The sequence below is a fragment of the Variovorax sp. WDL1 genome, assembly GCF_001541225.1.
Taxonomy (GTDB): Bacteria; Pseudomonadota; Gammaproteobacteria; order Burkholderiales; family Burkholderiaceae_C; genus Variovorax.
On sequence record NZ_LMTS01000278.1, the window covers coordinates 1 to 10,603 of the forward strand.

General features: G+C 69.8%; 11 protein-coding genes. 4 read left to right on the forward strand and 7 right to left on the reverse strand.

Translation table 11 applies throughout. The annotated features are described in order from the left end of the window. The coding region (gene tagH / locus APY03_RS33935) for a type VI secretion system-associated FHA domain protein TagH (protein ID WP_068684275.1) at window positions 1-1,306 on the forward strand (1,306 nt) is incomplete at its 5' end. 52 nt (window positions 1,307-1,358) lie between these two features. After that, window positions 1,359-2,147 carry a PP2C family protein-serine/threonine phosphatase gene (locus APY03_RS33940; protein ID WP_068684277.1) on the forward strand — a complete coding sequence of 263 codons (789 nt, stop codon included), beginning with the start codon at window positions 1,359-1,361 and terminating at the stop codon, window positions 2,145-2,147. A 27-nt stretch (window positions 2,148-2,174) separates the two neighbouring features. On the opposite strand, the gene APY03_RS33945 is transcribed toward APY03_RS33940, so the two are convergent. From APY03_RS33945 to tssA, 5 genes are all read right to left on the reverse strand, one after another. Then, window positions 2,175-2,684, reverse strand: a complete 510-nt coding sequence (locus tag APY03_RS33945) for a hypothetical protein (protein ID WP_068684280.1) — start codon at window positions 2,682-2,684, stop codon at window positions 2,175-2,177. 81 nt (window positions 2,685-2,765) lie between these two features. Then, on the reverse strand, window positions 2,766-3,245 hold the full coding sequence (locus APY03_RS33950) for an Hcp family type VI secretion system effector (RefSeq protein ID WP_068684282.1): 480 nt from the start codon (window positions 3,243-3,245) through the stop codon (window positions 2,766-2,768). A 79-nt stretch (window positions 3,246-3,324) separates the two neighbouring features. Next, entirely contained in the window at window positions 3,325-4,821 is a 1,497-nt protein-coding gene (gene tssC, locus APY03_RS33955; protein WP_068684284.1) for a type VI secretion system contractile sheath large subunit, read from the reverse strand. A 34-nt stretch (window positions 4,822-4,855) separates the two neighbouring features. Further along, window positions 4,856-5,383, reverse strand: coding sequence for a type VI secretion system contractile sheath small subunit (tssB, locus tag APY03_RS33960; RefSeq protein ID WP_068684286.1), 528 nt, complete (start codon window positions 5,381-5,383; stop codon window positions 4,856-4,858). 51 nt (window positions 5,384-5,434) lie between these two features. After that, a complete protein-coding gene (gene tssA / locus APY03_RS33965) occupies window positions 5,435-6,478 on the reverse strand; it encodes a type VI secretion system protein TssA (protein WP_068684288.1) in 1,044 nt (347 codons plus the stop codon). A gap of 137 nt (window positions 6,479-6,615) precedes the next feature. On the opposite strand from tssA, the gene tssJ reads away from it, so the two are divergent. Then, window positions 6,616-7,137: a type VI secretion system lipoprotein TssJ gene (gene tssJ / locus APY03_RS33970; RefSeq protein WP_068684290.1), complete on the forward strand. Its 522-nt coding sequence runs from the start codon at window positions 6,616-6,618 to the stop codon at window positions 7,135-7,137. A gap of 50 nt (window positions 7,138-7,187) precedes the next feature. Here the strand turns inward: tssJ and APY03_RS33975 are convergent, their stop codons facing one another. Beyond that, window positions 7,188-8,267: a type VI secretion system protein gene (locus tag APY03_RS33975; protein ID WP_068684292.1), complete on the reverse strand. Its 1,080-nt coding sequence runs from the start codon at window positions 8,265-8,267 to the stop codon at window positions 7,188-7,190. Window positions 8,268-8,289: 22 nt separating this feature from the next. Beyond that, complete coding sequence (locus APY03_RS33980; protein WP_068684294.1) at window positions 8,290-9,615, reverse strand: DotU family type IV/VI secretion system protein; 1,326 nt, start codon at window positions 9,613-9,615, stop codon at window positions 8,290-8,292. 255 nt (window positions 9,616-9,870) lie between these two features. On the opposite strand from APY03_RS33980, the gene APY03_RS33985 reads away from it, so the two are divergent. Next, window positions 9,871-10,554: a response regulator transcription factor gene (locus APY03_RS33985; RefSeq protein WP_068684296.1), complete on the forward strand. Its 684-nt coding sequence runs from the start codon at window positions 9,871-9,873 to the stop codon at window positions 10,552-10,554. Window positions 10,555-10,603 lie beyond the last annotated feature (49 nt).

Sequence of the window (10,603 nt, forward strand, 5' to 3'; positions counted from 1 at the left end):
CGCAGCGCCGGCCGCTGCCGCAGCGCCGGCCGGCGGCGCGCGGCCCGCGGAGGACGATCCCTTCGCCGACCTGCTCGCCGGGCTCGGGCCGGCCGCGCCGGCGCCCGCTGCGCCGGCCATGGAGGACCTGCCGCTCGGCGATCCCCTGGGCGCCGGGCGTCCGGCGGCTTCGGCAGAGGATCCCTTCGCGGATCTCCTGGCGCCGCCGCCGGCCGCACCCGGTGCCGTCGCGCCGGCACGCGGCCTGCTCGACGACGACTTCTCCGACCTGGGCCTGGTGTCGCCCGCGGCCAAGGGGACGGGCATCGACGACTTGTTCGGTGGCACCGGTAGCGCGGGTCCGGGCGGCGATCCGCTCGCGCTGTCGCCGCTGGCGGACCCGCTGCGGCAGCCCAATACCGCGGCGGCGGCCGATCCGTTTGCCGCGCTGCAGAGTGCGCCGCCCCCGGTTGCGGCGCCGCGCGGCGACCATCTTCCGATCGGGCAGTTCGGCTATGCGCCGCCGCGCGAAGTGCCCGCGGCCGCGCCCTCGTCCGCAGCGCGCTTCGACGACATGACGGGCGAGCCGGTCCGCGCCGCGCCGCAACCGCAACCGCGACCGCAACCGCAGTCGCAACCGCAGTCGCAACCGCAACCGCAACCGCAACCGCAACCGCAGTCGCCGCCGGAACCGTCGCCATCGCCGTCCGCGTCAGCTGCTGCCGCTTCCGATGCGCTGCTCGCCGCCTTGCTGCGCGGCCTCGGCAGCACGCACCAGATGCCCGAGATGTTGACGCCGGGGCTGATGGAGCGCATCGGCGTGCTGCTGCGCTCGGCCACCGAGGGCACGCTGCAGCTGCTGCTGACCCGCCAGGAGTTCAAGCGCGAGCTGCGCGCCGAGGTGACGATGATTGCGGCGCAGGCCAACAACCCGCTCAAGTTCTCGCCCACGGCCGAAGTCGCGCTGGCGCATCTGCTGGGACCCGGCGTGCGCGGCTTCATGCCGGCCGAGGCGGCAATGCGCGATGCCTTCGACGACCTGCGCGCGCACCAGTTCGGCGTGATGGTCGGCATGCGCGCCGCGCTGGCCCAGCTCATCGAGCGCTTCGAACCCGGCGAGCTCGAGAAGAAGATCGCCGCGAAGTCCGCACTCGACAGCCTGTTCGCCGCCAACCGGAAGGCCAAGTTGTGGGACCAGTTCACCGCGCTCTACGCCGGCATCGCGAGCGAGGCGGAGGACGATTTCCACGCGCTCTTCGGCAAGGCCTTCGTGCAGGCCTACGAGGAGCAGATGGCGCGCCTGAAGTCGGGCGAAGGCCGCCCATAGGCTGTGCGCGAGCAAGAGCAAGAGCAAGAAGGAAGAGGACGAGGAAGGCCCCATGGAAATCGAGATCGTCACCCTGTCCAGGCAGGGCGGCCGCAGCTACAACGAGGACGTGTTCGGCCAGTGGAACGACGGCCGCTTCCTGGCTTGCCTGGTGGCCGATGGCGCGGGCGGCCACGGCGGCGGCGACGTGGCCGCGTCGATCGTGCGCAGCAGCGTGCTGGGCGGCTTCGCGGCGGCGCCGGGGCTGGATGCCGAGCGGCTGCGGCACCTGCTGGAGCAGGCCAATCGCGACGTGGTCGCGCGCCAGGCCGAAGGCGGCAAGCTGGCGGCCATGCGCTCCACGGTGGTGCTGGCCGCCGTCGACCTGCACGAGAACGCGGTGGTGTGGGCCCACAGCGGCGACAGCCGCGCCTACCTGTTCCGCGGCGGTGCGCCGGTGGCGCGCACCATCGACCACAGCCTGGTCCAGCAGATGGTGGCGGGCGGCATGATCGACGAGGAGGCGGCGCGCCTTCATCCCAAGCGCAACATGCTGCTGTCGGCGCTGGGCTCGATCGAGTCGCTGCCGGAGATCACGGTGTCCGAGCGCATGGCGCTCGCCGTGGACGACGTGCTGCTGCTGTGCAGTGACGGCGTGTGGGAGCCGCTGGGCGACGCATGCCTGTGCGAGACGCTGCAGGCCTCGCAGGACCCGAGCCGATGGGTGGGGCAGCTCGACGCCGAGATCCGCGCGCGCGCCAAGCCCGGGCACGACAACTACACGGCGGTCGCCCTATGGCTGCACCAGGACGGCGAGGACGACGAGGTCACGCGGCCGCTGCCTGAGCCACCGCTGCCGTAGCGCCGCGTGGCCGGGCCGCCCGGCTCCTCACCTGTACTTGTCGGCCCGGGTCTTGACCGTCTTCAGCGCGTTGCGCAGGCGCTGCGGCATGTCCTGCCGGTTGGGCAGGTCCTGGTAGTAGGTCTCGCGGTTCTGTTCGCACAGCCGGTGGCATCGCTGCACCAGCACGACCAGCGTGTAGGTGGTCCTGGAGAGGGTCGACGGCGTCCAGGGCGCGTCGCGGTACGGGTCGATGAGGCCGTCGCGCAGCACGTTGAATCCCTTGGCGACCGACTGGGCCTGGAAGTGCTCGATGTACTTCTGCGTGGTCGGGCCCCACCAGCCGTCGACCTCGATGATGCTGCTCTCGCCCGGCGGCGGCGTGAGGTCCTCGCCGATGTCGGTGATCTCCCAGTAGTACACCTTGAAGAGCGCCTGGACCAGCATGACGTCCTCTCGGACGTTCGAGCCGCCGCGCCCCACCGGCCAGTCGACGTTGTAGGCGACCACCTCCCCGCGCGTCGGGTCGAAGGCCTTGAACTTGTGCGTGAATGCCATGCTCTTGCTCCTGCGTGCGCATGACGAAGCCCCCGGGACGGCAGCGGCCCGGGCTTCGCGATGGGGCGGGTGGTGGCGACCTCAGGTGACCTTGTTGGCTTCGAGGTCCCAGGTCATCTCGGGGCCGGCGCTGAGCTTGCCCTTGTCGTCCTGGAGCTTGTATTCGATCTTGATCTTCTTGAAGGCGCAGGACACGCTCTCGACCATGTCGCCGCCCCCTCCACCGCTGAACTGGGTGCTGGTGATGAAGGCACCGTTCATGGTGATGATGAGGTAGTCCTCCTGGCCGTCGCCGGACTTGCGGGCGGTGAGCTTGACCTCGTCGATGTGCGTGCCCTTCGCGCAGAAGCTGGCCAGCACGGGCGAGGCCTTGTCGTAGTTGTGCATGAAGGTGAGCTCGGAGGGCGTGGCCTTGCCCTTGCCGGCGCCACCGCCCACGCCGGCGCTGGAGGCGTTCGAGACGCCCCAGCTCCAGCTCAGGACCTCGATCTCGTTGACGTGGCCTTCCTTCTTCGACTCGCCGTCGGCCTTCGTGATCTTGGCGAAATAGTCAGAACTCATCTCGATGCTCCTTCAAGAAGCCCGGCTGCGGCGGGCGGGGGTTGGTCGGCAACTGCAAACAAATGCGCCTCGGCGCGTGCTACTTGCCGCCCTTGACGGACGGCAGCTTGGACACCAGGCGCAGCGACACCGTCAGCCCCTCGAGCTGGTAGTGCGGGCGCAGGAAGAACTTGGAGGTGTAGTAGCCCGGGTTGCCCTCGACCTCCTCCACCACCACCTCGGCCGCCGCCAGCGGCTTGCGGGCCTTGGTCTCCTCGGAGGAGTTGACCGGGTCGCCGTCCACGTAGTTGGTGATCCACTTGTTGAGCCAGCGCTGCATCTCGTCGCGCTCCTTGAAGCTGCCGACCTTGTCGCGCACGATGCACTTGAGGTAGTGCGCGAAGCGGTTGCAGGCGAAGAGGTAGGGCAGGCGCGCGGCGAGGTTGGCGTTGGCGGTGGCGTCGGGGTCGTCGTACTCGGTCGGCTTGTTGAGCGACTGCGAGCCGATGAAGGCCGCGAAGTCGGAGTTCTTCCGGTGGATCAGCGAGAGCAGGCCGGCCTTGGACAGCTCGGCCTCGCGCCGGTCGCTGATGGCGATCTCGGTCGGGCACTTCTGGTCCACGCCGCCGTCGTCGCTCGGGAAGGTGTGCAGCGGCAGGTTCTCGACCGCGCCGCCCGATTCGATGCCGCGGATGCGCGAGCCCCAGCCGTAGAGCTTGTAGGAGCGGTTGATGTTGGTGGCCATGGCATAGGCCGCGTTGGCCCAGGCGTACTTGCTGTGGTCGGCGCCGGCGACGTCTTCCTCGAAGTCGAAGTCCTCCACCGGGTTGGTCTTGGCGCCGTAGGGCGTGCGCGCCAGGAAGCGCGGCATGCACAGGCCGATGTACTTGGAGTCGTCCGACTCGCGCAGGCTGCGCCAGCCGGCGTACTCGGGGGTGGAGAAGATCTTGGTCAGGTCGCGCGGGTTGGCGAGCTCCTGCCAGGACTCCATCTGCATCAGGTTGGGGCTGGCGCCGGTGATGAAGGGCGCGTGGGCCGAGGCCGCGATCTTGGCCATCTCGCCCAGGAGCTCCACGTCGGGCGGGCTCTGGTCGAAGTGGTAGTCGCCCACGATGGCGCCGAAGGGCTCGCCGCCGAACTGGCCGTACTCCTGCTCGTAGATCTTCTTGAAGAGCGGGCTCTGGTCCCAGGCCGCGCCCTTGAATTTCTTCAGGGTCTTGTGCAGCTCTTTCTTCGAGACGTCCATCACGCGGATCTTGAGGTTCTCGTCCGTCTCGGTGTTGTTCACCATGTAGTGCAGCCCGCGCCAGGCGCTCTCCAGCTTCTGGAAGTCCTCGTGGTGCAGGATCTTGTTGACCTGCTCGGTGAGCTTCTGGTCGATCGCGGCGATCATGGCCTGGATCGACTTGGTCACGTCCTTGCCGATGACCTGCGTGTTCGCCAGCGCCTGCTGCGCCAGCGTGAGCACGGCCGCCTCGACCGCGCTTTTCGCCTCGTCGCTGCGCGGCTTGAATTCCTTCTGCAGGAGCGACGCGAAGTCGCTGCCTGCGTAGGCGACGTCTTTCAGTGCGCTCTGCTGTTCGACTGTTTCGGCCATGTTGCTTTCTCCTCGTGATTCGTGTCGTGGGGCTTCAGGCGGCGGAAGCTGCGGACGGGGCGCCCTCTTCGGGCTTCCTGCTGCCGGCGAGCGTCTGCAGCAGGGCCGGGTCTTCCAGCACCTTGGCCAGCAGGTCTTCGGCGCCGCCCTTGCCGTCCATGTAGGTGACCAGGTTCGACAGCTGGGTGCGGGCCTCGAGCAGCTTGTTGAGCGCGTCCACCTTGCGGGCGACCGCGGCGGGCGAGAAGTCGTCCATGTTCTCGAAGCTGATGTCGACCTTGAGCTCGCCCTCGCCGGTGAGCGTGTTCGGCACCGAGAAGGCGGCGCGCGGCTTCATGGCCTTCATGCGGGCGTCGAAGTTGTCGACGTCGAATTCGAGGAACTTGCGGTCGGTGACCGGCGCCAGCGGGTCCGCCGGCTTGCCCGAGAGGTCGGCCAGCACGCCCATCACGAAGGGCAGCTGGATCTTCTTCTCCGCGCCGTAGAGCTCCACGTCGTACTCGATCTGGACCCGGGGCGCCCGGTTGCGGGCGATGAACTTCTGGCTGCTCTTGGTGGACATGGAAGGACTCCTTGCGGGATGGATGGGTAGGCGAGCGCGGCGGCAGGGGCCTTACTCGGTGGTCTGCTTGCCGGTCACGGTTTCGATGGTGTCGAGCGCATTCGGCGCGAGGTCGGCCATGATCTCGAGGAAGCTCACGCCGATCAGCTTCTTGGCGCGCGCGATCAGGAGCGGCGCGGGGTTGCCCGGCTCGGCCTGCTCGAGATAGCGGATCACGCGGTCCAGTGTCTGCAGTACGTCCTCGCGGGTGCGGAGTTCGCCGGCGACGGCGGGGCGCTGCGCCGGTGCGTTGCTGTCGGCCGCCACGGGTTGCTCGCCGGCATCGGCAGCGGCCGCGGGCTCGGCGGGCGCTGCCGTGCCGGCCACGGCAGCGCAGGCCTTGTGCAGCACCTGCCCGATCGCGCGCAGGCGAGAGAGATCGATGGCATCGGCGCGGCCTGTGCGATCGGTGATCAGCGCCTGCAGGCGGGCCACCTGCGCCGGCGTGGCCATCAGCGCACGCAGCATCCCGGGCGCCTCGGCGTGGATGGCTTCGAGCCCGCCCTGGACCTGCGCCTGCGAGTAGGCCGCGTCGCCACCCACTGCGGCCAGCGCGTTGTGCGCGATCGCGATGTCGCGAACGCGGATAGGACCCACGCCGCGCGCGGTGCCGACCTGGGCGTCGTACAGGTCGCGCAGCACCATGCCCTCGTCGACCAGCGGCGCGAGCGCGTTGAGGCGCATGGTGGGGTCGTTGTCGTCGTCGGCATCCAGCTTTGGATGTATGCCGTCCCAGTGGCGCTCGAGCAGGCCGCTCAGCAACTGCAGGCCCAGGCCGAAGCCGGACGCGCCCTGCAGCCGGGTGCTGGCCCGCAACAGCAGGACGGCGGGCCGCACGTCCTTGGTCCGCGCGAGCAGCGCCTTTGCCTGGTCGGCGACCGCGCGCCACTCGGGCTCCACCGCGGGGATCACCGTGTCGCCGAACTGCTGCTCGGCCTTGCCCTGGGCGGCAGCCTCGAGCGCGGTGAATGCCGGGTCGTATTCCAGATCGTCGCCGCATGGCGATGCCTCGCTGACGGGAGCCTGCAATGCATCGACGAGTTCGGGTGTCAGCATGTTGCCTGTTGGATGGACAAGAGCCCGTCGGCATGAGGATTTCCTTCCCCCCGGCCCTCCGGCTGATTCATGTGTCGACAGACGCTGGTGATAATCAAAGATGGCCCGGGGCGGGTCAATGCAACGAAGGGAATAGCATGAGTGAGCTGGGTACACGCCGTTCGTCCTATGGACGCCTGCGCAACGCGGACCGCCGCCGCGTGCTGTCGGGCTGGGGCCTGGGCCTGCTGGCCGCGGGCCTGCTGGTGTCCGGATGCGCCAAGCCACCGCCGCCGCCGGTCACGACGCCGGTGGCGATGACGCTGGTGGCCGGCGCCGATGCCAATCCCGATGCGCGCGGCCGGGCCTCGCCGCTCACGGTGCGCGTCTATGCGCTCAAGACCCGTGGCGCCTTCGAGTCGGCCGACTTCTTCTCGCTGTTCGAGAAGGACCAGGCCACGCTCGGCGCGGAGATGGCGCAGCGCGAAGAGCTGCTGCTGCGCCCCGGCGAAAGCAGGAAGCTGGAGATGACGCTGGCCGCCGACGTCAAGGCGATCGGCGTGATGGCCGCCTACCGCGACCTGGATCGCGCGCGCTGGCGCGAGGTGCGCGTGGTCGAGCCGGGCAAGCCGCTGGTGCTGACCACCACCTTCGGTGCGCGCCGGATCCGCATCGAGTAGCTCGCGCCCAGGTTGGCTCACTTCGTGTAGCCGGCCGCGAATGTGTGCGGCTATCTCGCAAGGGGTTGGTCGGCGGGCAGGAAGTGCTGGAACAGGTCGGAGACGAAGGCGGACCGGTTGTCGTTGCCTGCCGCCACGAGGTATAGACCGCGCCAGCGGGCGCCTGGATGACCGCTGCGGGGTGTGTCGAAGAGCTGCTGCGCGAAGGTGCCCAGCCCGGGCTGCAACGCGCGCGCCTGCTCGACGAAGGCATGGATCGCCTGGCGGCGCGCGGGCTCGGGCTGCGTGCGCAGCAGGCCCATGCGCAAGGCATGGAGGCGCAGCGCCAGCGGCTCGAAGAGCGCATCGGCTCGCGCCACGGCCGCAACCGTGTCGGGCAGGCGGTGGCCCAGGGCCTGGGCGCGCACTGCAGGCGGCAGGGCCTCGCGCAGCACCTCGTAACCCGCAAGTCGCTCCAGCCCGGTCACCAGCAGGTAGATGGGCAACCGCAGGCGCAGGAGCTCGGCCGCCTCGTCGATGCGCTGGCGCAGGCGTGCCGCATCGGCGGCCACGTGCTGCGCGTCGCCCAGCAAGCGAGCCGCGTTCACGCAGACCACGATGCCGTTGAGCGGCAGGCGCTCGCGTTGCTCGGCGAGCGCCAGCAAGGCCTGGTACCAGAGGCCGCGCTCGTGCGGCGTGGCCGGCTCGTGCACCGCAGCGGCACGGGTTTCGATGGCGACCAGGGTCGGCAGGAAGTGCCAGCGCCAGAAGTCCCCGCCCTCGTCCGTGCCCTGCCCGGAAGGCACGGAGGCCTCGCGGCGGGCCGCGGCCAGCAGCGCCGGGAGGCCGGCGTCCTCGTCGCCGATGAACAGCAGCCAGGGCAGGTCATAGAGCGGGTGGTGCAGCGCGCGCAGCGCAGGCGAGCACAGCAGGTGCTCGCGCGCATGCGCGACCGCGGCGCGTGGCTCGGCGAAGGTCTCGGGCGGTGCCGTACCCGAAGGCGTGGCCAGCGCCTCGATCCGCCGGCGCAGCAGGCGCCGCCGCGCGAGGTAGCGCGAGCCCAGCATGAACCACCACAGCGCAAGCAGCCCGGCCATGCACAGCGCCAGCAGGGCGCCGTAGTGGGTGGGCAGCGGGTACAGCATGTTCATGCGAGGGCGGGGTGTCGCAGTCTCAGCGCGAGACGGTTTCGAGGAACACGAAGTCGGCAACCGGCCGTCCCGCGGCCTCGGTGGAGGCCAGCGCTTCGCGCAGACGCTGCAGGTAGGCCGAGGCCAGCTCGAAAGGCGGCGTGCCAGGGGCGTCGGCCAGCGGCGCGGTGGACGACAAGGCGGTGATCAGCACCGTGCCGAAGGGCGGGCTGACCAGCCAGCTCGAGGGAATATCGCGGCCCAGCTCCAGGACTTCGCCCGCGCGCAGGGGCTGCGGGCCGCGGTTCGTGTGCAGGTGCATGACGGCGCCATCGGCCGTGTAGTAGTCGACGCGCAGGTAGCCTTCGTGGTCCGCGTTGGTGACGCGCACCACCACCGTGTCGCCCTCGCGCACCCGGCCCTCCTGCGCGGTGAGCGCGGTGACCTTCAGCCGCTGCCGCTTCTCCTGGTTGCGTGCCTGGTAGGGCTTGAGGATGGCAACCACCTCGCAATGGGGCCAGATGCGCAGCCGGAGCGCGAAGCTTGCCGTGCCCATGCCGGGCATGGCGCGCACCTCGCGCTCCACGCGCGCAATGTCTTCCGCCGTGGGGACGAAACCGCTCACCCGCGCCGTGCCGTCGTCGCCCACCGCCACGGTGAGGTCCGCGCAGGCAAAGGCCTGCAGCCGCTGCTCGACGCCCTGGGCCAGCGTGGGTGCCGACTCGCGTGCCCCGCCCAGCATGGTCCATAGCAGGTAGGCCAGCGGAACGAGCAGCGCCATCGCACCCGCGGCGCGCAGCAGCGCGCGCTCGCGCCGCTCCGGCACGCGCGGGCCCGGTGGATCGGGCACGCCATAGGGCTGCGGCGTGATGCGCTCCTCGGCCAGCGCGTCGAGCGCCAGCGGGCGCACGGGCAGCTGCCGCCCATGCAGTTCCTTGAGCTTGCCGAGCTCGCCGCCCTCGCCGCTTTCGAAGTAGTACTGGCCCTTGAAGCCGTGGACCAGCGCATGCCAGTAGATTTCGCGCACCTCCCCGTCGTCGGGCTGCAGGGCGGACAGGTGATGGAAGAACTCGCTGTGGGCGTTGTTGGAGTTGAAGAGCCGCACCTGCAGCGGCGTCGCGCCGGCGGTCCACGCCGGATGGCGAGCGATCACCTCGTCGAGCCAGGCGATGACCGCGAAGGAGGCCGATTCGACGTGCGCCGGCGTGCTGCCCGCTTCGCGGGCCGCGGCGCGGGCCTCGTCGAGCAGATGGAGCGCGCGCTGCTGGGCGGCTTCGGGCGAGGGTGCGGCACGGCCGGCCGCGATGGCCGCGTCGAGCTCGAGGCCGAACGAGAAGAGTGTGCTGAAACAGTCGAACAGCCGAGCCATGAAGCGCTCGCGCTATTCTTCGGTGGCAACGGGAGCCTTGGGTTTGCGCCTGTCTCGATGGCACATGCCGATGTCCCTGTTGAAGCGGTGGATCTTGGATCGATTCTTTCGCCGCCCCTGGACAGCTGCCATACCGCTTGGGGACTATGTCGTTCGTGGAGCAGGCGAGCTTGCAGGGCTGCGCGTTCGCCGTTATCTTTCGTGCTACTCGTTGAGTTGACTGCGTGCACTACGCTTAACCTATCAAGGCCTGCCATGAAAATCCTGATCGCCGACGACCACAGGCTCGTCATCGAGGCGGTCAAGGCCAAGCTCTCGGAGATCGAGCCCGGCATCGAGTTCGTTCTGGCGATGAGCGTCGACGAACTGCTCGCCGCCGCCTCCGATGACATCGACTTGGCCGTGATCGATCTCAACATGCCCGGTGCCGAGGGCCAGGCCCATGTGGACGAGATCCGGCGCCGCCACCCGGCCGTGCCGGTCATCGTGCTATCGGGCTACGAGGACCCGGCCATCATGCGGGCGGCGCTGGAGCGCGGCGTGCTGGGCTTCATTCCGAAGGCGTACTCGCCCGAGGTCATGCTGTCGGCCGTGCGGCTGGTGCTGGCCGGTGGCGTCTATGTGCCGCCGATGCTGTTGTCGGCGGTGCCTCCGGGCGTGGTGGCCGGCGTGCCGCCCGGGGCCGGCGAGGCCGCGCAGCGTGCCTCCTCCGCCGCCACTGCCCAGACCCTCGCGCACCTGCGCACCGTGCTCACCGAACGCCAGGTGGAGGTGCTGCAGTTGCTGTCGCAAGGCAAGCCCAACAAGCTGATCGGGCGCGCGCTCGGCATCAGCGAGGGCACGGTGAAGATCCACCTGGCGGCGATTTTCCGTGCGCTCAACGTGCGCAACCGAACTGAGGCAGTCGTTGCCGCGCAGACGCTGACGGCGGAGGCCTGAGCCTCTCTTCACGGGCCGCCGCAGCGGCTGCCACTGCCGTTGCCGCCGG